General features: G+C 60.4%; 20 protein-coding genes and 3 pseudogenes. 13 read left to right on the forward strand and 10 right to left on the reverse strand.

What is annotated here, in order from left to right:
• Positions 1-521, forward strand: a 521-nt coding sequence (locus tag N5A93_RS18070) for a Crp/Fnr family transcriptional regulator (protein ID WP_268956493.1), incomplete at its 5' end; no start/stop codon positions are given.
• Positions 522-663: 142 nt separating this feature from the next.
• Here N5A93_RS18070 and N5A93_RS18075 read toward each other — a convergent pair.
• Together N5A93_RS18075 and N5A93_RS18080 are read right to left on the reverse strand one after the other, a co-directional pair.
• Complete coding sequence (locus tag N5A93_RS18075) at positions 664-1080, reverse strand: DUF4440 domain-containing protein (protein ID WP_268956494.1); 417 nt, start codon at positions 1078-1080, stop codon at positions 664-666.
• Positions 1077-1496: a hypothetical protein gene (locus tag N5A93_RS18080; RefSeq protein WP_268956495.1), complete on the reverse strand. Its 420-nt coding sequence runs from the start codon at positions 1494-1496 to the stop codon at positions 1077-1079. Before N5A93_RS18080 ends, N5A93_RS18075 begins: the two co-directional genes overlap by 4 nt.
• Before the next feature lie 512 nt (positions 1497-2008).
• On the opposite strand from N5A93_RS18080, the gene N5A93_RS18085 reads away from it, so the two are divergent.
• The 4 genes from N5A93_RS18085 (at position 2009) to N5A93_RS18100 (ending at position 5131) form a co-directional block, all read left to right on the forward strand.
• Positions 2009-2494 carry a hypothetical protein gene (locus N5A93_RS18085; protein ID WP_268956496.1) on the forward strand — a complete coding sequence of 162 codons (486 nt, stop codon included), beginning with the start codon at positions 2009-2011 and terminating at the stop codon, positions 2492-2494.
• A gap of 94 nt (positions 2495-2588) precedes the next feature.
• The gene (locus N5A93_RS18090) at positions 2589-3050 is read left to right on the forward strand and encodes a phosphate-starvation-inducible protein PsiE (RefSeq protein ID WP_268956497.1); all 462 of its coding nucleotides are present in this window, start codon (positions 2589-2591) and stop codon (positions 3048-3050) included.
• Positions 3051-3351: 301 nt separating this feature from the next.
• A complete protein-coding gene (locus tag N5A93_RS18095) occupies positions 3352-4611 on the forward strand; it encodes an SAM-dependent methyltransferase (protein ID WP_268956498.1) in 1260 nt (419 codons plus the stop codon).
• A gap of 79 nt (positions 4612-4690) precedes the next feature.
• Positions 4691-5131, forward strand: a complete 441-nt coding sequence (locus N5A93_RS18100) for an EF-hand domain-containing protein (RefSeq protein WP_268956499.1) — start codon at positions 4691-4693, stop codon at positions 5129-5131.
• A gap of 353 nt (positions 5132-5484) precedes the next feature.
• Here the strand turns inward: N5A93_RS18100 and N5A93_RS18105 are convergent, their stop codons facing one another.
• The 5 genes from N5A93_RS18105 to N5A93_RS18125 all read right to left on the reverse strand — a co-directional run bounded on the left by N5A93_RS18105 (position 5485) and on the right by N5A93_RS18125 (position 8945).
• The gene (locus tag N5A93_RS18105) at positions 5485-5607 is read right to left on the reverse strand and encodes a hypothetical protein (protein ID WP_268956500.1); all 123 of its coding nucleotides are present in this window, start codon (positions 5605-5607) and stop codon (positions 5485-5487) included.
• Between the two features lie 95 nt (positions 5608-5702).
• The gene (locus tag N5A93_RS18110; protein WP_268956501.1) at positions 5703-7049 is read right to left on the reverse strand and encodes a peptidoglycan-binding protein; all 1347 of its coding nucleotides are present in this window, start codon (positions 7047-7049) and stop codon (positions 5703-5705) included.
• A gap of 381 nt (positions 7050-7430) precedes the next feature.
• Positions 7431-7841, reverse strand: coding sequence for a DUF4174 domain-containing protein (locus N5A93_RS18115; protein ID WP_268956502.1), 411 nt, complete (start codon positions 7839-7841; stop codon positions 7431-7433).
• 523 nt (positions 7842-8364) lie between these two features.
• Complete coding sequence (locus N5A93_RS18120; protein ID WP_268956503.1) at positions 8365-8517, reverse strand: hypothetical protein; 153 nt, start codon at positions 8515-8517, stop codon at positions 8365-8367.
• A 59-nt stretch (positions 8518-8576) separates the two neighbouring features.
• On the reverse strand, positions 8577-8945 hold the full coding sequence (locus N5A93_RS18125; protein ID WP_268956504.1) for a DUF302 domain-containing protein: 369 nt from the start codon (positions 8943-8945) through the stop codon (positions 8577-8579).
• A gap of 66 nt (positions 8946-9011) precedes the next feature.
• Here N5A93_RS18125 and N5A93_RS18130 point away from each other — a divergent pair, with 66 nt between their 5' ends.
• The 5 genes and pseudogenes from N5A93_RS18130 to N5A93_RS18150 form a co-directional block, all read left to right on the forward strand.
• Positions 9012-11900, forward strand: coding sequence for a Tn3 family transposase (locus tag N5A93_RS18130; protein ID WP_268956505.1), 2889 nt, complete (start codon positions 9012-9014; stop codon positions 11898-11900).
• 8 nt (positions 11901-11908) lie between these two features.
• Positions 11909-12520, forward strand: a complete 612-nt coding sequence (locus N5A93_RS18135; protein WP_268956506.1) for a plasmid pRiA4b ORF-3 family protein — start codon at positions 11909-11911, stop codon at positions 12518-12520.
• 128 nt (positions 12521-12648) lie between these two features.
• Entirely contained in the window at positions 12649-13242 is a 594-nt protein-coding gene (locus tag N5A93_RS18140) for a recombinase family protein (protein WP_268956507.1), read from the forward strand.
• Positions 13239-13718 (forward strand): hypothetical protein, encoded by a 480-nt coding sequence (locus N5A93_RS18145; protein WP_268956508.1) that lies wholly within the window; start codon positions 13239-13241, stop codon positions 13716-13718. Before N5A93_RS18140 ends, N5A93_RS18145 begins: the two co-directional genes overlap by 4 nt.
• A gap of 50 nt (positions 13719-13768) precedes the next feature.
• Positions 13769-14361: pseudogene (locus N5A93_RS18150) on the forward strand (IS5 family transposase); the annotation flags it as partial.
• A gap of 274 nt (positions 14362-14635) precedes the next feature.
• Here N5A93_RS18150 and N5A93_RS18155 read toward each other — a convergent pair.
• Positions 14636-15649 carry an IS110 family RNA-guided transposase gene (locus N5A93_RS18155; RefSeq protein ID WP_268956509.1) on the reverse strand — a complete coding sequence of 338 codons (1014 nt, stop codon included), beginning with the start codon at positions 15647-15649 and terminating at the stop codon, positions 14636-14638.
• A gap of 104 nt (positions 15650-15753) precedes the next feature.
• Here N5A93_RS18155 and N5A93_RS18160 point away from each other — a divergent pair.
• Positions 15754-15981, forward strand: a pseudogene (locus tag N5A93_RS18160) (IS5/IS1182 family transposase); the annotation flags it as partial.
• Between the two features lie 323 nt (positions 15982-16304).
• On the opposite strand, the gene N5A93_RS18165 reads toward N5A93_RS18160, so the two are convergent.
• Positions 16305-17333, reverse strand: coding sequence for an IS110 family RNA-guided transposase (locus tag N5A93_RS18165; RefSeq protein ID WP_268956510.1), 1029 nt, complete (start codon positions 17331-17333; stop codon positions 16305-16307).
• A 479-nt stretch (positions 17334-17812) separates the two neighbouring features.
• On the opposite strand from N5A93_RS18165, the gene N5A93_RS18170 reads away from it, so the two are divergent.
• Together N5A93_RS18170 and N5A93_RS18175 are read left to right on the forward strand one after the other, a co-directional pair.
• Complete coding sequence (locus N5A93_RS18170) at positions 17813-19033, forward strand: SAM-dependent methyltransferase (protein ID WP_268956511.1); 1221 nt, start codon at positions 17813-17815, stop codon at positions 19031-19033.
• Between the two features lie 82 nt (positions 19034-19115).
• Positions 19116-19991, forward strand: coding sequence for a methyltransferase domain-containing protein (locus N5A93_RS18175; RefSeq protein ID WP_268956512.1), 876 nt, complete (start codon positions 19116-19118; stop codon positions 19989-19991).
• A 104-nt stretch (positions 19992-20095) separates the two neighbouring features.
• Here the strand turns inward: N5A93_RS18175 and N5A93_RS19600 are convergent.
• Positions 20096-20302, reverse strand: a pseudogene (locus tag N5A93_RS19600) (IS5/IS1182 family transposase); the annotation flags it as partial.
• Between the last annotated feature and the right edge of the window lie 258 nt (positions 20303-20560).

Genomic DNA, 20560 nt, shown 5'->3' on the forward strand with positions numbered 1-20560 from the left:
GCCAGATCGTCGACTTCCAGATTCCTGGCGATTTCCTCGGGCTGCGCAGTGTCCTGCTGCGCACCTCCGATCACAGCTTCGAGACGATCGTCGACAGTCAGGCTGCCGAGGTGATGTCGGTGGACCTGTTGCAAGCCTTCGATCAGACGCCACGGCTTGCCACGGCCATTCTCTGGGCCGCTTCGCGGGATGAGGCCATGGTTGTCGAGCACCTCGTCAATATCGGGCGGCGCGATGCCGAGGCCCGCATGGCGCATTTCCTGCTGGAGCTGGGGTCGCGCCTGGCGCTGGTCGGCATGGGGGGCGAGGAGGGATACGACTGCCCGCTGACGCAGTATCACCTTGCCGACGCCCTGGGCCTGAGCGCGGTCCACGTGAACCGCGTCTTGCGGCAGTTGCGTGAAAACGGGCTGATCACTGTCCGCGACGGCCGTGTCACGTTCCATGACCATGACAGGCTTGCCGGGATTGCGGAGTTCGATCCATCCTATCTGGATCAGAGCGGGCCGCTTCTGAAGTGAACTGTGCAGCCGAAGCGTGGCGAGCACCTGGTCATCCGGGCGGCTTGGACCATCCGCCCCCGGGTCGGTTTCGGAACCTGTCCACGCACGGCGACCCCGACCCTTTCCGGTCTGGGCATCATCGGCATGACAGGCGTTTCCGTCACACGATAGGGGCTTGCTGATGCGCCAGCCGCAGCCATTGGCCGTCATCCTTCAGATAGGTCGAATTGCAGAGCGCCTCGTAGACCGGACCACCGTCGCGTTCGGCGGATACCCGATAGGCGAGCACGGCAATGTCGCCCCGGATGCAAACATGGCGCTCGCTCATGACAATCGAACGCCAGCGCTGTGCCACCTCCTTTTCGCGCCAGAGCGCATCGCCCTGAAGGATCCCGGCCGGATAGGGGAATACGAAGACGGCATCCTTCGACGTCATCTGACGCGCGCTGCTTGCGCCCTTCGTCCAGAACATTTCTTCGCGTTCCCAGAGCTTGGCATGATCATGCGATGATATCGGCGCATCCGGCCTCGTCGTTACGTTCGCGGGGCTGCCCGCCGCCGGCTCGCCGCGTTTCATTCGCCTGATCCCGAAGAGCCGGTGAAAAAGAGTTGCGTAGCGAAAAACAGGACCGCCATCAAAGTCCAGATCAATCCTGTCGACATGGTCCACCCCTTTGCCCCCGACGCTGATCCGGCCGTCGCCTGATTCACTTGGTCCGGGAGCAAACCGGCCAGTTCCTGCGCAACCATGCCATCATCCTGCTCAAGCGCCGGCACGTCGCGCACGCGCGACAGCAAGGCGACCAGGCGCGCGCCTGCGGCCCCCCGCCCGAGAGCGGCCAGGTCGCGGGCCTCCTGCCAGGGATCGAGGTTCAGCCGCGCCAGTGCGGAAAGAACGGTCACGCCGTTGCCCTTGCGGTCCTCTCCGACGGATGCGTGGAGAAATCGGTCGAAATCGTGGTTGTGCGGATCAAGAACAGCATTCGTTGCCATCTTATACTCCTTTTTATGAGGTTGTGGGCCTAGCATCTTTCGGAAAAGACGGCCTGCCGCCCGAAGACGGGGAGAAAAGACCCCGAACTGCTTACATCATAGGCAATATGCTGGGCGCGTGGGCTGACACAGATCAGTGCCTTGTCATGCTGTCACGCACGGCCTCGCCTTGATGGTCCAGTATGCCGGCGCGAGTGAACTCCGGCAGGCGCTAACCTGGGTCAGCACCCGGCACATATTCGCGGGGTAAAAGGTGACAAGCGCGGAACCGCCTGGGAGTCTGACCGCCTCCGAAAAGGCCCGACTCCTGCCACAGCGACTTCGAGGGCCGGAACAGGACCGTTCAAGCACATGACAAAATACGCCAGCGACCCGGACTACGGGTACGAATCACCGACATCTCCAGCACAGTCCCGATATCCAAAGGTCTGCGAAACACGATGTCACGGCGGTGTGCGAGACTGTCGACTGACCGCAAACCAGATCCAACGACACGCACAAGGAAGGCACCAATGACCCTGACCAGCAAGATGATCGCCGTATTCGACCAGCCTTTCAACGTCCCGGGGTTCGATGAAACGCTCCCAGCCGGAGCGTACGATCTCGAAACTGCGGAATGTCCGCCAACTGATCGGCGGGATCCAGAACAATGGAAATCCTCTATCTTTTTGAAACTGCACACGCGAACATCACATCCCGGTCTTGCCCAGGTCCTGACCGTTGCACTGACTGACCTTGAACGCGCAAATGCGAGGGACAAGGCATCCGGCAAGACGCTGACGGATTTTTTCCTTGCTGAAATGCTCAGCAACCCGAGCGTGCTGCTCGTGATGCAGGCCGAAGGCGTCAGCGACGCGCAGCGCCGCCATCTTTACTCCGGCTCGCGGATTTCGCGGAGTGGGAATGACGAACCCGTTCGGGCAACGGAATCCAGAACCCGGCGAGACGAGGCGTCTATCAGGGCCGCAGAGAATGAAGGCATGCCGGTCAGAGCGTGATGTGCGATGCCTCAAATCGGAAGCCGCAGCACCGAAAGTTTCTCAGAGCGACGCTGACGCAGCCCAACAGGTATTATGATCTTGGTTCGCAAGCATGAATGAAAGCTACACCGAAAAGAAACCGAGCGCGCCCTTTAGCGGCATGCCCGAAGGTGCGCAGTCAGGCTTAGGTTCGGGACGCGTAGAGAAACTGTTCGCTCTCGGCCTGTTTCACGTCATCGAGCGATTTCTTCTAGTAGTTATCGTGGCCATGACGCTGGTCGCGGTCGCCTTCGAGATCCTCGCCATCTATCGGCTGGGGACCATCCTGTTGGCCGATATTCTCCTGATGTTCCTGTATCTCGAAGTGATCGGAATGGTATCGGTCTATTATTCCCGACGCGATTCCGTCTTCGTGTATCCGATATTCATAGCGATCACGGCCGTGGGGCGCCTGGTCGTTCTGCAGGGCAAGGAAATGGCGCCGGAAAATATCCTTATCGAGGCGGCCGCCATCTTGCTCTTGTCGATTTCGGCGATGGTGATCATCTGGGCAATGAGACAGCAAAAGCTGTGATGCGTGTCACCGGCTCCCGGGTGCGCGGACCGGAGCCTCGGGGCCGCGGGGTGGGCGTGCCGGAAGCCAGCTCTAATCTGCGGCTGCGCCCCCCGGCCCTTCGCAGAGCCTCGAGCATTCCAGCTGTCGTTCCCCAGCGGCTGTGGCAGAGGCGGCTGGTAACGCGCAGCACTGATGACAGGAGTCGTGGATCTCGATGGTGCGCGGCGTGTTAACCTAGGTTAGTGGCACCGGCGATTGACTGCTTCATCATGACATTTTCGAATTTCAGGGCTGATCCTGTCTGATTAGGAGGCGTTTCATGAACAGGTCCATGCCATGCGCCAGTGCGGTGCCGGTTTCATCTCTCGGAGTGTCAGCCACGACCACCGAGGGGCAGCGCGATTTGCCGCGCTACTTCGCGTCTGTTTTTGCGAGAGCCTGCGCCATGGAGGCGGGGCGGGTTACCTTTGTGCTGCCCGACGGTCGCAAATTTCGCGCGGACGGCGCGCGGCCGGGGCCGGTAGCCGAGTTGCATGTGCATGATCCCGATCTCTTCACGCGGCTGATCCGCGAGGGTGACCTGGGGTTCTCGGAGGCTTACCTTGATGGCGACTGGTCGACGCCGGATCTGCAGGCTTTCATGGATCTCGTTCACGTTGCCGGCGATGACATATACGATGGATTTCCGGGCAAGGGCCTGCTCCGACTTGTCGAGCAGGCACGGCAAGCCCTCCGAGGCAATACACGGCGGCAGGCGCGACGCAACATCGCCGCCCATTACGACCTTGGCAACGATTTCTATCGGCTCTGGCTCGACGAGACGATGACCTATTCATCGGCCATGTTCACGACCGGACAAGAAAGCCTCGAGTCGGCGCAGACCGCGAAATACGCGAGCCTGATCGACGAGATGGGCGTCGAGGCGGGTGATCATGTGCTGGAGATCGGCTGCGGCTGGGGTGGCTTTGCCGAATACGCCGCCACCGAGCGCGGTCTGCGCGTCACCGGGCTCACCAACAGCGACGCGCAGCACGACTACGCGCGGGACCGCATCAGGAACGTCGGCCTCGATGACCGGGTCGAGATCAGGCTCCAGGACTACCGCGATGCGCGCGGCCAATTTGACGGCATCGCCTCGATCGAGATGTTCGAGGCTGTGGGCGAGCGCTACTGGCCGGTCTACTTCGACACCGTCCGCGAGCGGCTAAATCCGGGGCGCAACGCGACCCTGCAGGTCATCACGCTTCAGGACCGCCGCTGGGAGACGTACCGCCGCAGCGTCGACTTCATCCAGAAATACATCTTCCCCGGGGGGCTCGTGCCCTCGCGCACCGCGCTCATGGCCGAGGTAGAACGGGCCGACCTGCGGTTCGTCCACTCGGTCGAGTTCGGCGAAAGCTACAGCCAAACACTACGTCGCTGGCATGAGACGTTCAATGAAAATTGGCAAAAGATTTCCGCCTTGGGCTTCGACGAGAGGTTCCGGCGGATGTGGAACTTCTATCTAACGTCCTGCGCCGCGACCTTCGCAAGCGGGAACTGCGACGTGACGCAGCTGACCGTGCAACGGCCAGCCTGAAATGGCCGGGCGCGGGCACCATGGCGATCCGGTGCGCCATCTTTTGTGAACAATTTTTCGCTTCGCGGGAGAAATTGGAATGATGACATCTGCTCGGACCGCGCTTCTACTGGCTTTGGTGGTTCCTGCCGTAACGTCAGCCCAGGAAAAAGTTACGCTTCCACCGGACGTCATCGAGGGATTCTATATCACCCTCGATGACGTGCGCGCCCGAAGCGACGAGCTCTACGACGCGCTTGCACGCGCCGCCGGCGATCCTATTTCCGAGGAAGACTTCGTCGGAAGGCGGCTGCCGGACAAGGTCGTGCCGGAAGACACGGACCGGGACCTTCTGCAGAGGATGTTCAGCGTTCTCGACATGAATGGTGACGGACAGTTGACCCGCACCGAGTGGAACGAGCGGATCGAGAGCGACCTGGCATTTGCCGATGCAAACGAGGATGGCAGGATCACGCTCGAGGAGCTCTCAAACGCGCGCGAGAATATCGGCATCGGCGATGCGCTCGGCCTGATCTTCTGATGTCCGGCCTGGGTGCCGGCTGGGTCGCGACGTGCCGCGGGATCCCTGATGCGCACGACCCCTGCGCGGAGCGGTGTGGCGCGGTTCAGGCCTTTGCGTCAAAGTATGGCAGTCTCCGGTCGCTTGTCTTGCGTGCGCCTCCCGCCGAACGCTTGCATTGATCTCGGGCCGAATGCGCGGAACGGCAAGACGACCGTCCCGGCCCACACGGACCGGCCCCCGATCGCAGATGCATTACGGAACAGGCGTCACTGTTCCACCGTCCGGGTTGCGACGGCGCCTGCTCTGGGGGCTGTCCGACCAGCCCGGCTCGACCCTCTGGATGACAATACCGGGCTGGACAGCACCTTGCCTCAGCGCAGCCCAAAAAAACCGAGGATGACAAGGACGATGACGACGGCGCCGACGATCCAGATGATATTGTTCATGATGTGCTCCATTTCATTGGTTGGCCGCATGCGTGTTCCGGCCGACATGCGGGTTTCGAGGCATTCGTGACCGCGCTTCGGATGCAAGGCCCCGCGCGCGGATCACAGGCCCGGGCGCCGGCGCACCGGCACCCGGCGGCGCGTTATTGGTCCAGGGCGCGCAGGATGCCCCGCAGCACCTCGGCGCCCTCGACGATATCCTGGCTTACGCCGCGGGTTTCCTGCATCATCGCCGTGACCGTCGGCCGGTCGAGATAGCCGGTCGCGGCCTGCTCGCGGCTGCGCTGGTAGCCCTCGATGGCCTGCCGGGTATCGCTGTCGAAGGTCCCGTCCTGCCGGCCCGGCCCGAAGCCGAGCTCGGCCAGGCGCTGCTCGATCGAGAGGCGATCGGCGCTGCTCAGGTCGAGGGCAGCCTCCCTTTGAGCCGCTGCCGACGGCGCGGCTTCGGCAGTCTCGGGCTCCGGCTCGAGCGGGGCGGGGGCCTGCCGGTCCAGAAGCGCCACCTGCGCTCTGGTAAGATAACCGGTTGGCGGCAGATCATTGGCTTGCTGCCAGCGCTCCACCGCTGCGCGCGTGCCCGGCCCGAAGATGCCCTCTACGCCGCGGGTGTCGTACCCAAGCGCGGTCAGGTCGACCTGCACTTTCCGGCGCTCCGCCCTGGTCAGGCCAAGCCGCTGTTCGGCGGCCGCCTCCGGTTCCGGGGCTGCCGTATCGGGTGCCTGCGTCTCGGCGCGCGTCTCCGGTCTGACCCGGCTCGCGACAGAATCGGTAGGCGTCTGCACCAGAGCGAGGCTGGTATCCGTGTCCCCGGTTGCCCAGGCGGGCGAGCGAAGCCTGTTCACTGCCGTGCCGACGCTGACCCCGGGTGCGAGGAAGTCGTCCACCACCTGCCGGCCGAAGGCGCTCTGCCTTGCGGCGCTGCGCGGGATCGCACGGCCCGGCGCGGCGGCCGAGACGACAAGCACACCCTCGGGCACCGCGATGTCCGCGAGGCCCGGCGCGGCGAATGCCTCCACCTCGAAGCTGTCGAGCTGGGCGGCGTCGATGAACACCACTGCCGCGACCGGTGCCTGCCCGGCCAGCCTGAGCACGAGATCCAGTGGCACGCCATCCATCATAGCCTCGACCACGGAGCCGTTGCCCTGATCGACCGGCGCCAGATAGGTCACGCCGTCGCTCCTGAGCGCGTGGCCCGAGTAGAAGACCACGACCCGGTCGGCCTCGCCGCCGTCGAGTTGCTCGGCGAACGCGGCGATGTGTCGGCGCATCTCGCCGCGGTCGAGATCGGTGCCCGAGGTCACGTCGTAGCCGCGCTGCTCAAGCGTTTCGGTGACCGCGCGGGCGTCGGCCTCCGCGCTCAGGGCGTCCGGCGCCTGGCGGTAGTCGTGATTGCCGATCACCAGCGCAAGGTCGGCGGCCACAGCCGCTCCGGGCGCCAGTATGGCAAGGCTGGCGAGCGTCGCCCGTCCAAGTGGCAAAAGCCGTTGCATTTCCATCTCCTTTGTATTGAGTGTACGCTGACCCTACCGGGCCCGGTGCCTCCGCGCCCTTGCATAGATCAGCCCTCGCCGGGCAGCGTGCCCTACACGCTGCACCAAGGCCGGACAGGCGGCGTCACAGGGGGATCCCAACATGGACAAGCCATCGAACTGCTCCGAAGCAATGGCCAAGTTGAAGGCCAGATCTACCGTTTGAAGATCATTCTCCGCGAGATGTACGGCCAAGTCGGTCCAGATTTTCTCAGAGCCCAAATGCTGCCGCTCCGCCACACAGGTTGAGGAAGAACCCGATGAATGGTTAGGCAACACGAGCCTTTCAGATGGCGCTTGGGCTGGAGGTACCGTGGTATGGCAATGAGGCAGGCAGCACTGTCAATCCTCCGTGGTGCGGTTCTCGCGCACCTCGCGCTGGTACAGCGGCAGCTTGTTGATCGAGCGCGAAATCTCGCCCACGGACAAAGGCACCGGCTTGCGCCGGATGATCGTGCCGTCCTTGCCCATGACGACCATCATGAACCCCCTCGGACGCAAGGATTGCCGGAAGGAAGACCGCGCCGCAGGATCGGTGTCGGTGATCACGATAACGTCGCGATCCACCAGCGGCTCGAGCTGTTCGGTGATGTTTTCCATCTGCTGGATGTATTGCGGGTCGTTCGGACTGTCCGCGAAGACGACGACGGGACGACGCGTCCAGCGCCATTCCCCGAGCGAGGTTCCGACCGCCGGCCGGATGAGGTCGGCTTCGTCCGCATCGGCCTCTTCCTCGGGCGGCGTATGCTGCACGGGTGTAGATTGCTCTGCCGTCGGAACGGGCGTCTGGGCAACGGGCGTTTGCGCGTTTACCGTATCCGGGGCGGCAACCTGTGTCGCGACTAGGGCAAAGGCCCCGATCTCGGCGCATTTTTTAAAGATTTTCACAATGTTCGATATAAGTTCGGTGAGTGCGTCTGCGTAGACCTGTTGCTGCAGCAGGCGCTAAAATATTGTGTCCCCTCTCGATGCGGATGTGTTGAGGGTGCAGGCGCGTCCTGATCCGACGCTGCATAGTGTGGTAAGATGACCCGCAGTGGCCACGTAGACCGCGTGTATCGCAACGGCGTGCGCGCCGGGCCAACTTAGCTTGCCAATGGAATCAAGTGGCCTCGACTGATCGTTTTGGGGCTGCTGAATGGGATCGGAGAAGAGCCTGTTCACGATGGCGCTGAAGTTCGCGGCACCTTGGCATGTCGATGACATATCCTTCTATGCGCCCGTCCAACCCGCCGCTCAACGAAAGGACAGACAGTTGAGCCATCTGCTCGACAGACTAAACTTCTTCCGGAGCAAGGAAATGGAGCAATTCCCAGACGGTTGAGGTCAGACCACCCACCAGATCGGCGCGCGCCACCAGCATCTCAAGACGCGCGACGTCCAGAAGGGCGCGTGCCTCGGTGAACACCGAAGGCGAACTGTCAGACACCGAGCAGTCCGATCCCGAGGATCGCAAGGTCCGCGAGAATGGCGGCGCGCAGGCTCATCTCAGATTGCCGCGACGGCCTTCGCCAGAAGGTCGCGCACATCGCCCGCCACGGCCGTCAGCTCGGCGTTCTCGATGGCCTGCATCGACGCCACCGGGTCGATGGCGCTGACCTCCACGCCGCCCTCGACTTTGCGCAGGATGACGTTGCAGGGCAGCATCGCGCCCACGCGTGGCTCGATCCCGATGGCCTGATGTGCCATCTTCGGATTGCAGGCGCCAAGGATGCGATAGGCGGGCATCTCGACATCGAGCTTTGTCTTCATCGTCACCTTGACATCAATCTCGGTCAGGACGCCAAAGTCATGATCCGAAAGCGCTTTCCGGCCCGGCTGGCCCGAAGCTGTATATTTGGGCTTTTTAGAGAACATATTGAGAACAAAAGGCTGATTGACGGCCAGAGCTGATGTTGGATGATACTTGCGTCTGGAGGTGTCATGACAGAGCAAGCATTTGCCTCGGTGTGGGGGCTTTCGTATTCCGATTTTGAATTTCTCAATCGGTTTGGGGCGAAGTCTCGGGTAGCGATTGCATGCCAGCTCCTCTTTTTTCGCCAACATGCAAGGTTTCCTGCCGACCGCAGTGATCTTGACCCTGATGTGATCGCGTACGTTGCGGATCAGATTGGGGCGACAGACGATCTTTCCTACTCATTTTCCAGTGATACCGCGCGACGGCAACGTGCGGGCATTCTCGATTTTCTTGGATTTCGTCGAGCTTCTGATCGTGACCGCGCCAACCTCCAGGCCTGGATGATTGAGCAGCTTGGTGGGCAGGACCTGACCTTGGCAGACTGGATCGAACGTGGTTTTGACCAGGCGCGGCAGCTGGGCGTTTTTGTCCCGTCAGACAGGATCATGGAACGCCTTGCCCGCGCTGCCCGCCGGGATTTTCGCGATGGTTTTCTGATGCGTGTAGGTGCGCTGCTCCACGCCGAAACCATTGAGCAACTGGAATGGGCGCTCTCGGAGCCTTTAGCCGATACGGGGTTTCAGCGACTGAAGGATGATGTGGGCGCGGCAACGCTGGAAAGCGTGTTGCTGGCAGCTAGGAAGGTGTCCTTTGTCGATGGCCTCGATCTACCAATGGCTGTTCTTGATAGGGTTGAGCGGGGATGGATTGCGCGGCTTGCGCGTCAGGTAGAAGGTGAAACCGCCTCGGAAATGCGCCGCCATGCCCCCGAAAAGCGCCTCGGACTTCTTGCGGTCTACCTGATGCATCGCCGCTCCCAGCTGATCGACGGCCTCATTGATTTGCTTTTAGAGGTGGTTCATCGTCTGGGAACACGATCGCGCCGCAAGGTCATTCAGGGCATCGCGGCCGATATAGGCGCAGTTCACGGCAAGGAACGGTTGCTTGTCGAGATCGCCATGGCCGCGTTGGATCATCCCGAGGGCCGGATTGAAGACGTTATCTTCCCTATCGCTGGAGCGGGTAAGCTCCGGGCAGTCATTGACGAACATCGCGCCAAGGGTGCCTTGGACACGCGCATCCAACAAACCATGCGCAACTCATATGCCAGCCACTACCGCCGCATGTTGCCACCGTTGCTCCGGGCTTTGCGATTTCGGTCGAACAACGCAATGTGGCATCCGATATTATCCGCCTTGGATCAGATTATCCGGTTTGCGGAAGCTGGTCGCCGGGTGGTTTCTGAAGATGATACTCCAGCGGGGATTATCCCCGGGAAATGGCGCAACACAGTCATTGACGAGAACGGCCGGGTCAATGTTGTGTCCTTTGAGCTCTGTGTGCTGACGCTACTGCGGGAACGCATCCGTGCCAAAGAAATCTGGATTGGGGGCGCGGACCGGTACCGCAATCCGGATGATGATCTGCCGGGGGACTTTGCCGCGCGCCGAGACGCCTACTATGCCGATCTGGGGCTGTCACGTGACGCGCAGAGCTTTGTCGCGGGCGTGAAGGCGGACCTGGAACAGGAGCTTCACCTGCTGAATGCAACCTTGCCTGACAATGACAAAGTGCGCCTGCGGTGGGGCGGGGAGAACCGGATTTCCGTAACGCCGCTGGCGCCGGTTCCGGAGCCGACTGGTCTGGCGACACTGAAAGCCGAGGTTGCCCGGGCTTGGCCGATGACCGGGCTTTTGGATGTTCTCAAGGAAACCGCCCTCGACACAGGGTTTCTGAACAGCTTTCAGACCTCGGCCAGTCGGGAGGCTTTGCCAGCTGTCGTGCGAGATCAACGCTTGCTGCTCTGCCTTTACGGCTTGGGAACCAACGCGGGCTTGAAACGCGTGGCCGCCGGTTCTCCCGATGTCAGTTATGACGAACTCTTGCATATCCGGCGGCGCTATATTGACCCTGCTTCCCTCAAGGCGGCGTGTGCGCAGGTTGCCAATGCGACGTTGGAAATCCGCAACCCGGACGTTTGGGGTACGCCTGGCACGACCTGTGCCGGGGATTCTACCAAGTTCGGGGCCTGGGACCGCAACCTGATGACGGAATGGCATGCACGCTATGGCGGGCGTGGCGTCATGATCTATTGGCATGTCGAGCGGCAGGCGACTTGCATTTATTCGCAGCTGAAACGCTGTTCGTCTTCCGAAGTGGCCGCCATGATTGAGGGCGTCTTGCGGCACTGCACTGACATGGAAATCCAGCGGCAGTATGTAGACAGCCACGGACAAAGCGCTGTCGGTTTTGCTTTTTGCCATCTTCTGGGATTTGAGCTTGCGCCACGTCTCAAAGCCATCGCGCGCCAAAAACTCGCCCTTCCGAGTGCGGGTATGCGAGGGCAACTGCCTAATCTGTTGCCAATTCTGTCAGGCGTGATCGATTGGGGTGAAATCGAACGCCAGTATGACGAAATGGTCAAATACACCGCAGCCATGCAGCACGGGACGGCTGATCCCGAAGCCATCCTGCGCCGGTTCGCCCGATCCGATGTGATGCACCCCACCTACAAGGCACTGGCGGAGCTTGGCCGCGCCATCAAGACGATATTCCTGTGCCGATACCTTCGGTCCGAGGCGTTCCGCCGGGAAATTCACGAAGGGCTGAACGTCGTGGAAAACTGGAACAGCGCCAACAGCTTCGTGTTCTTCGGCAAGGGCGGCGAAATCGCAACCAACCGTGTGCGGGACCAGGAAACCGCCGCGCATGCGCTGCACCTGTTACAGTCGTCATTGGTCTACGTGAATACGCGAATGGTGCAATCCGTCCTGCGTAACCCCAATGTGGTCGCACGCTTGTCCCCAGAGGACTATCGCGGCTTGTCACCGCTCATCTATCTACACATCAACCCTTATGGCCGCTTCGAGGTCGATCTGGATAAGCGGATCGATTTTGGACCCTTGGCCGCATAGAGGCGCTCATGGCTAAGAAAGAACCCCAGGTCCTACGACTGAAAGTCACCCTTGAAGATGTCGATCCCGCCCCGTGGCGGGAGATCGAGATCAGGTCGGACAAGACCCTCCCACACTTGCACGATGCCATTCAGGCGGCTTTCCTGTGGTACGATATGCACCTGTGGGATTTCGAGATTGGTGACCGTAAATACCAGATGAAAAACGAGGACTTCTGGATCGAGCCGATGTTCGGCCCGCCGGTGATGGAGGTCACCACGAAGAAGCTGGAGTTCTTTTTGAACAACAAGGTGCCGCCTGTGATCTACACCTACGATTTCGGGGATGACTGGGCGCATCGCGTTGAACTGGTCTCAAAGCGCCCAGTCGTACCGAATGAACCTTTGCCGCGTTTTGTGGGCGGTCAGTGGGCAACCCCGCCAGAAGATATCGGAGGCCCGCCCATGTACGAAGTCTTCAAGGAAGCGCGTGGGGATGCGAAGCACCCAGAACACGATTGGGCGAAGGAAGCTGGATACGTTGACTGGGCTCATGATGAAATCCACGCCGATGCTGTCAGTGAGCAGTTCGCGAAGTTGCAGATACAGAAGCGGCGTGAGCGGAATTTTTGGATGGAGTAGCCTTCTGGGCCGCCATATTGGGTATACTCATGGTGACGCCTCGCATGAACAGTGAAAGCAGCCGTTTTCCTGTTCACTTTGGGTCTGTTTCGAGATAATGAACAGACCATGTCAGAGGCACACCCAAAATGAACACTTATCAGGCCAAAATCGGATATGCGCGCACCTCGACCGTCGAACAGAATCTCGATGCGCAAATTGCTGCCTTGAAAGCGGCCGGGTGCGGCATGGTCCGCACCGAGCAAAAGAGCGGGACCAGCCTGGAGGGACGACCCGAGCTCAAGACGATCCTCGACTTCATCCATCCAGGAGAAACGCTGGTCGTCACGCGCATTGACCGGCTGGCCCGCTCCTTGCGTGATCTGCAGGCCATCGTCACTCACCTGAAATCCAAGGGCGCGCATCTGGCGGCAACCGAGCAGCCCGTGGATACATCCACGGCAACCGGAAAAGCCTTTTTTGATATGCTGGGCGTTTTTGCCGAGTTCGAAACCAACCTGCGCCGGGAGCGCCAGGCCGAAGGCATTGCCGTAGCGAAGCAGCGTGGTGTCTATCGCGGGCGCAAACCCAAAATTGATCGCGGGGCCATTCAGACAAAGCTGGCCGAAGGCTGCTCGCCCACCGAAATCGCGCGCGAGATGGGGATCTCGCGCGGAACCGTCTATAAAGCAAAGGCCCAAATGACCTTGGACCACAATGGCAGCGGGGCGGCCGCGCCATGAAAAAGAACACACGCAAGCCAAAGACCCCCGCGAAAAAGACGTCGGTCCAGACAAGTTCCAAAGTCTCCCCGCCGCGCAATCTGACGCCAGAGCTGTGCGATCGCCTGCGCCGAGACATGATGAAGGCCTGCCTCGCCGTAGCGGAAACGCATGGGTTGACGGTCGAAGGCGGCGAACTGAGCGATATCGATCTGCGTCATAGCTTCAACATCGGCTTCCGCGTCGGCATTCCGATGGAAGACGGCGCGCTTTACTCGCCGGACAAAGCCATGTTTGAAGTACTCGCACCGCATTTTGGTCTGGAGCCATCTGATTATCGCCGAACGTTTAAAACCGGTGGAGACCTTCACCGGATCGTTGGGATCAACCCTAACAGACCCAAATACCCTATCAGCACTGAACGGGTCTCCGACGGTCGAGGCTTCAAGATGCCAGCCGAGAACGTCGCTTTATATCTGCAGCGGTCAGAGTCATGAAACGTACGAGCTTTGTTCTCTCAAAAGCCCAAATATGCAGCTTCGGGCCAGCTAGGCCAGGCAGGCGTGGTCGACAGCAGACTTACAGCGATACCGCCATCCAGACGTGCCTGACGATGAAGGTGCTGTTCGGCATGGCGCTGCGGCAGAGACGACCGGGTTCGTCGAAAGCTTGTTGCGCCTGGTCGGGCTTGGCTGGTTGGTGCCCGACTTCAGCACGCTGTCTCGCCGCCAGAAGACGCTCGCCGTGAACATCCCGTATCGCGGCCCCAGGGGGCCGCTTCACCTGTTGATCGACAGCACCGGCATCAAGGTCGAGGGCGAAGGCGAAGGCGAATGGCATGCACGCAAGCACGGTGGCCGGAAACGGCGCGTCTGGCGCAAGATCCATCTCGGGATCGACGAAGAAACGCTGGAGGTTCGGGCAGTCGAGATCACCGGGAGCCATATCGGCGATGCGCCGGTCCTGCCCGACCTTCTCAGCCAGATACGGGAGGGCCAGGAGATCGGCAGCGTCACGGCAGACGGCGCCTACGACACCCGCAAGTGCCATGATGCGATCGCAGAGCGCGGCGCTCATGCCGTCATCCCGCCCCGCAAGAACGCGAAGTCGTGGAAGACCGTCACCGCCGGAGCGCTCGCCATCGTCCTCGGACCGTGTATGGATGGCTCCCGCGGGGCAAGGGCATTTCGGGTGCTGCTGGCATGATTTCGGTTGCGGCCATGTATAAGGCGTCTGGATTGCAGCACGGTGGCTGCGCGCCCTGATGAAAGTCCGCGGTCGCTTTGGTCCCAATCAATGGCGCGCGCTCTCTGGCGCTCCGGTCCGAACAGGGTGTCCTCGGCGATATATCCGTTCTTTGCCATCATCTCACGATGCACTTGCCTTCTTGTAAGGGATGATACCCCTGTCTTTGTCAGGCGGCGGTTGCCGCCCGGAATTCCGTCTTGTTCTTCATCAGTGCGTAGGCCGTGCGCGTCATGCGGTTGGCCAGGGCGATTGCCGCCTGTTTCGGTTTCTTGCGCTGGATGACCTTCCACAGCCAATCTTCGCCGGGCTCGCCACGGCGCCGGGCGCTGACTTGCGCGATGGCGCCAAGATAGAGCAGCCGTCGTAGATAGCTGTTGCCCATCTTTGAGATGCGCCCCAGCCTTTCCTTGCCACCAGTTGAATGAGGTCGCGGCGTCAAGCCCAGCCAGGCAGAGAGATCCCGTCCTGATTTGAAGTCGGAGATATCGGGCAGCGCGGAAACCAATGCGCTGGCGGTGATCGGGCCGATACCAGGGATCGTTTGCAGGCGCTGTGCGGCTTCATTGACCCGCGCGTCTGCGCGGATGTCTGCGGTCAGGTCCTCGATCCTCGATTGCGTGTCGACCAGTTGATCGGCAAGCAGGTTCAGGGCCTTGCGCGCTGGCGCGGGCAGATCGGCCCTGTCACATGCTGCGATCAGACGCTCGACATTCTGGATGCCCTTGGGGACGACGACGCCGAACTCGCCCAGATGTGCGCGCATGGCATTTACGATCTGGGTCTGCTGACGGACCAGAAACTCGCGTGCCTTGTGGGTCATCAGAAGCGCCTGCGTGTCTGCGCTCTTTACGGGCACAAAGCGCATGGACGGGCGCGACACGGCTTCGCAAATCGCCTCCGCATCAGCCTTGTCGGTCTTGCCTCGCTTGACGTAGCCCTTCACATAGCTGGGCTGCATGAGTCGAACATCATGACCGAACTCGATCAATTCGCGAGCCCAGTAATGCGCGCTGGCGCAGGCTTCCATACCGATGAGACACGCCGGCTGGCCCTGGAAGAATTCCAACATCTGGCTGCGCCGAAGTTGACGCCGCAGCAACACCCGCCCCTCAGCATCAACACCGTGAAGCTGAAAAACAGATTTCGCCAGATCGATCCCGATTGTGATAATATCGCTCATGGGTGGCTCCCTTTATTGGTGATGTTCACAGCACCCAATATGGCACATTGCGATGCCGGAAGCGGGAGCCATCCACACCATCAATGGCGGACAATGGCTCGCCCCATAACGAGGCCCTGCGCGCTTCGAAATACCTTGGCCGCGCGCTCTGGCGACGATGGAGCGGATACCACCGCCGAAGTCGCGTCGAAACGAAGATGCATTGCGTGAAACTGATGGGCCAGCGGCTCATGGCACGGGACTTCGACCGTCAGGTCGCGGAGCTCCAGGTCCGGATCGCCGTCCTGAACGGCTACACCGCGCTCGGCATACCTGTCACGGAGGCCGTGGGATACGTCTGCCCCGGGAAAGGGGAACCTCGGCCATCAGCCGATTTGTGCATGTATGGATGCCCCCGTTGGTGCAAGTGCTTTTTTGAACGGCTCGAGCGTGTGATCGGGTGCGGTCATGTATCAGGCCTTTCTCTGCGGCGTTGACATGGCCGCTGGCCGGTATGGCGATGCGCGGATCAGAGGCATATCAACAAACCGAGCTCATTGGCTCCTGCACAAATGCTGCATTCTCTGACCCGGATCTGATCGATCCTTTGCCCTTACTGTTCAGTGACCTCCTCACACTCCCGACGTGCCGGGACGGGTTGGCAAGCGCGGAGCGCTTAGGCCATCGCCGCCACCGGGTTCCGGTAATCCTCTTGTTTCGTCAGCATCGCCCAGAGGGCACGCGCCATCTTGTTCGCCAGCGCGATCGCGACGACCATGCGTGGCTTGCGGGTCAGCAGGCGTTTCAGCCAGCCGTTGTTCGGCGTATCAAACCGCTCGACCGCCTGAAGAACGGCCATCGCACCCGACACCAGAAGCGTGCGAATGTCGCGCTGCCCCATCTTCGAGGTCTTCCCCAGTCGGGCCTTCCCGCCTGTGGAGTGCTGTTTCGGCACGAGTCCGAGCCAGGCCGCAAAATCACGCCCACGTCGGAAGCTGGCCATGTCGGGCGCAAAGGTTTCGATCGCAAGCGCAGTGACCGGCCCTACGCCCGGCATGGATTGTGCGCGGCGCGTCAAATCGGCTTCCTTGGCAGCGCGCTTCATCTTTCCGTCAAGCTCCGCCAGCTGAGCGGTCAGGCCATCAATCTGTTCCAGATACAGACGGCCAAGCTCTCGAACGTCGTCTGGCAGAGCTATGCCTTCGTCTGCGATGGCGTCCGCAAGTCGCTTCACATGGGCCGGACCTCGGGCCGCGACCAGACCGTGCTCGGCCAAGTGTCCACGCAAGGCGTTGATCATCTGGGTGCGCTGGCCGACAAACATCTGCCGTGTCCGAAACAGCATCGCGCGGGCCTGCTGATCTTCCGTCTTCACGGGGACGAAACGCATGGTCGGACGCAGCGCCGCCTCAACGATTGCCTCGGCATCAGCCATGTCGTTTTTCTGGCGCTTAACGAACGGCTTCACATAGACCGGCGGTATCAGGCGCACGTCATGCCCGAGCTTCTCAAATTCGCGCCCCCACCCGTGTGCCGTGGCGCAAGCTTCCATGGCAACAATGCACCTCGGGTGTTGGGCAATGAACGCGAGCAGCTGAGCCCGTGAAAGCTTCTTGCGGAACATGACAGATCCATCGTCGCGCGCGCCGTGCAAATGGAAAACGCGCTTTGCAAGATCAATCCCGATAATGGTAACTTCGGACATGGTTGCTCTCTCCTTCTGTGATGTCTTCAGCAAACATCACCTTGGCACATTACGATGCCGTCGGGAGGGGGCATCCATGCCATCAACAGAGCCGTGGCGTAGTTATCCATGACGATATGCACATCCCGCTCCTCGGGCATCCTGCGATCGAGTTCCTTGAGGACGTCGAGGAACTCCGTCGCGCCACCAGGCGGGGCAGAATGGCCGCTTGTCACGATTGGAGGCGAAATCGCCGAAGAGCTCTTCACCGTCAAAAGCGGTTACGGGAAGAAATGGAGACAATTAGCTCAGGTTAATGCGCCGGTTCGGGCATTCTCGCACACTTGCCCAGCTTGTGCGATCCGCGTTCAGGTCAGGGTGATCACTCTCAATCCAAGACTTAAAGGAAATTAGTTTGCCGACTCGTCGCGTCCTGTTGCTTCTCTTGCGCGGCAAACAAGCCAAATGAGAATTCTGGTTCTTGGCTTGGGAGTTACGCCATGCTGCTCAGCAATATGATGCGACGCGTGATCAGGCGTGGCCACATCACGCTTATAGACGCCAGAGGCCGTCGGCACGAGATCAAGGGCCAGATACCGGGGGCGCACGTCACCGTCAGGCTGCACGATGCATCGCGGCACTGGAGCCTCCTATTCAATCCTCAATTGACTTTGGGTGAAGCCTATATGGATGGGACCTTGACGGTGGAAGACGGGGATGTCGCCGGCCTTCTCGCCATCGTCATGCAAAACATCGAGAATCTCGACCAGCACTGGGCCTTCACGGTTTCGGGGCGCTGGCGATACCTCACGCGGCGTTTCGCACAGGCCAACAATCTCTTGCGGTCGCGGAACAATGTCGCCCATCATTACGATCTCTATGATGATCTTTTCGACGAATTTCTCGACGCCGACCGCTTCTATTCCTGCGCTTATTTCGAGCCGGGCCATGACGATCTGGAGCGCGCCCAGGCGACGAAGGCTCGTCATCTCGCCGCGAAGCTCAAGCTCGAACCCGGTTGCAAGGTGCTCGATATCGGTTCTGGCTGGGGCAGTCTCGGCGTGCATCTCGCCAAGCTTGGCGCAGGTCACGTCGACGGGGTAACCTTGTCAAGCGAACAACAGACATACGCCAAGGACTGGGTGGAGCGCGAAGGCCTCTCTGATCGGGTCGAATCCAAACTAAAGGACTATCGCGATCTACGCGGCCCCTATGACCGGATCGTCTCCGTGGGTATGTTTGAGCATGTTGGTGTCGGTCATTTCCGGGAGTATTTCGAAAAGGTCCGAGACCTTCTCGCCGATGACGGTGTCGCTGTCATCCACGCGATAGGCCGTTTTGGACCCGGCGGATCGACCAATCCGTGGATTGCAAAATATATATTTCCAGGGGGCTATATTCCCGCCCTTTCGGAAGTGCTCCCAGTGGTCGAGAGCGCCGGCCTTTTTACGACCGATATTGAAATCCTGCGCCTGCACTACGCGCAGACACTACAATGCTGGCGCAAGCGCTTCCAAGAGAACTGGGACAAGGTTGCTGACCTCTACGACGAGCGCTTTTGCCGGATGTGGGATTTCTATCTCGCCGCTTCGGAGATGAGCTTTCGGTATGGCGGAAACATGGTCTTTCAGATCCAACTTACGAAGAACCAGGACACCCTGCCGTTGACGCGCGACTACATCACCGATTGGGAGCGCGCGCATCCGCTGGAGCGTCAATGAAACGGCATCACAGCCCAATAGAACTGTGCGTTTTGTATGGCGAAGGCGCATGCCAAGCAGTCTGTCAGGAGCAAATCTCTGCATGCTGCGGAGCTTCTTCATCCACATCACGGAGAAACCGATGAAAGCTGATTTCAAGAAAGCTGTGAAAACCGCAGAAGATTACTACAACAGCGCGGACGCGGACGCCTTCTACGCCGCCATCTGGGGTGGAGAGGACATACATGTCGGCCTCTATGAAAGTTACGGCGAAGACATCGCTGAGGCCTCCGCGCGAACCGTGCACCACATGGCGTCAAAGCTTGATCTGAAGCCCGGAGCACGCGTGATCGATATCGGTGCAGGCTATGGCGGTGCGGCGCGCTATCTCGCGCGCGAGACCGGTGCGCACGTCACCTGCCTGAACCTCTCGGAAAAAGAAAATGTGCGGAATCGCAAGCTGACCGCGGAACAGGGCCTCGAAGACAAAATCGAGGTCGTCCACGGCTTGTTCGAGGACATTCCCTTCCCGGATAACAGCTTCGACGTGGTCTGGAGCCAGGAAGCCATCCTGCATTCCGGCGACCGCACACGCGTGCTGGAAGAAGTCTCGCGCGTGATCAAGCCCGGCGGAGATTTCATCTTCACCGACCCGATGCAGGCCAACGATATCGATGACGCGTCCGCATTCGAGCCGATCTATGAGCGGATTCATCTGCCCGATATGGATTCGATCGGGTTCTACCTAGCGACGCTGGAAGACCTCGGTTTCGATATGGTCGAGATCGAAGACCTCACCCATCAGCTACGCAATCACTATGCCCGCGTGCGCGAGGAGCTGAAGTCGCGGCGTCACGCACTGGAGGACCAGATATCCCCGGATTATACCGAACGCATGCTCAATGGCCTAAATCATTGGGTCGAAGCTGCCGACGCCGGGCAACTCTCCTGGGGCGTGCTTCACTTCCGCAAGCGCTAACACGTCGCTGAAGAAGTCTGTTTGGGTGAAAGTTGTCCCGTCTGTCGTGATTTGAGGGCGGGCCATCCGCGGGTTCGGAACCCGGGCCAATGTTACCGCCACCATCAACCTGCCAGGAACTTCGGCAATCCTGCGAGGTTGCAGGCTGCCATGGTCATCGTGAACTACATGCGGACATTTTTTTAAGGACAGGGTGGACGATCTGGGGCATGCCGCCAACAGTATTGGCCCAGCAGAATAGGGCTCCTCTATCTTCATGCGGTCGTCTTGCGGTGCCCCTGAGACAAGGCATGGCCAGGATGCGGGGTGCTGATGTGGTTCCGGAAATTTGAACAACCGGGATGGATGGATTTTCCAGCAACAGCGGTATGAAGCAGCGCGCCAGGTGGGTTGCCATGCACCCCGAACGGGCTCGCCGGCCTTTTTTCGCGTCAGGAATTCCTCGCCTCTTGGCTGTGTGATCGGGGTATTGCTCTCGGAGGATCCTGCAAGGATCGCAGGGCGGAGCGTTTAACCGTGATCAATGCCTGGGACCATGCACTTGGTGCAGACTTGCAGCAGGACTGACA

This window comes from Roseovarius salincola (assembly GCF_026891095.1).
In the GTDB taxonomy this organism is placed as follows: domain Bacteria; phylum Pseudomonadota; class Alphaproteobacteria; order Rhodobacterales; family Rhodobacteraceae; genus Roseovarius; species Roseovarius salincola.

What these genes read in the sequence shown, in the direction of transcription:
- N5A93_RS18075 (WP_268956494.1), bottom strand. Translation starts at nt 1,080, where the DNA reads ATGAAACGCGGCGAGCCGGCGGCGGGCAGCCCCGCGAACGTAACGACG.
- N5A93_RS18080 (WP_268956495.1), bottom strand. Translation starts at nt 1,496, where the DNA reads ATGGCAACGAATGCTGTTCTTGATCCGCACAACCACGATTTCGACCGA.
- N5A93_RS18085 (WP_268956496.1), top strand. Translation starts at nt 2,009, where the DNA reads ATGACCCTGACCAGCAAGATGATCGCCGTATTCGACCAGCCTTTCAAC.
- N5A93_RS18090 (WP_268956497.1), top strand. Translation starts at nt 2,589, where the DNA reads ATGAATGAAAGCTACACCGAAAAGAAACCGAGCGCGCCCTTTAGCGGC.
- N5A93_RS18095 (WP_268956498.1), top strand. Translation starts at nt 3,352, where the DNA reads ATGAACAGGTCCATGCCATGCGCCAGTGCGGTGCCGGTTTCATCTCTC.
- N5A93_RS18100 (WP_268956499.1), top strand. Translation starts at nt 4,691, where the DNA reads ATGATGACATCTGCTCGGACCGCGCTTCTACTGGCTTTGGTGGTTCCT.
- N5A93_RS18105 (WP_268956500.1), bottom strand. Translation starts at nt 5,607, where the DNA reads ATGTCGGCCGGAACACGCATGCGGCCAACCAATGAAATGGAGCACATC.
- N5A93_RS18110 (WP_268956501.1), bottom strand. Translation starts at nt 7,049, where the DNA reads ATGCAACGGCTTTTGCCACTTGGACGGGCGACGCTCGCCAGCCTTGCC.
- N5A93_RS18125 (WP_268956504.1), bottom strand. Translation starts at nt 8,945, where the DNA reads ATGTTCTCTAAAAAGCCCAAATATACAGCTTCGGGCCAGCCGGGCCGG.
- N5A93_RS18130 (WP_268956505.1), top strand. Translation starts at nt 9,012, where the DNA reads ATGACAGAGCAAGCATTTGCCTCGGTGTGGGGGCTTTCGTATTCCGAT.
- N5A93_RS18135 (WP_268956506.1), top strand. Translation starts at nt 11,909, where the DNA reads ATGGCTAAGAAAGAACCCCAGGTCCTACGACTGAAAGTCACCCTTGAA.
- N5A93_RS18140 (WP_268956507.1), top strand. Translation starts at nt 12,649, where the DNA reads ATGAACACTTATCAGGCCAAAATCGGATATGCGCGCACCTCGACCGTC.
- N5A93_RS18145 (WP_268956508.1), top strand. Translation starts at nt 13,239, where the DNA reads ATGAAAAAGAACACACGCAAGCCAAAGACCCCCGCGAAAAAGACGTCG.
- N5A93_RS18155 (WP_268956509.1), bottom strand. Translation starts at nt 15,649, where the DNA reads ATGAGCGATATTATCACAATCGGGATCGATCTGGCGAAATCTGTTTTT.
- N5A93_RS18165 (WP_268956510.1), bottom strand. Translation starts at nt 17,333, where the DNA reads ATGTCCGAAGTTACCATTATCGGGATTGATCTTGCAAAGCGCGTTTTC.
- N5A93_RS18170 (WP_268956511.1), top strand. Translation starts at nt 17,813, where the DNA reads ATGCTGCTCAGCAATATGATGCGACGCGTGATCAGGCGTGGCCACATC.
- N5A93_RS18175 (WP_268956512.1), top strand. Translation starts at nt 19,116, where the DNA reads ATGCTGCGGAGCTTCTTCATCCACATCACGGAGAAACCGATGAAAGCT.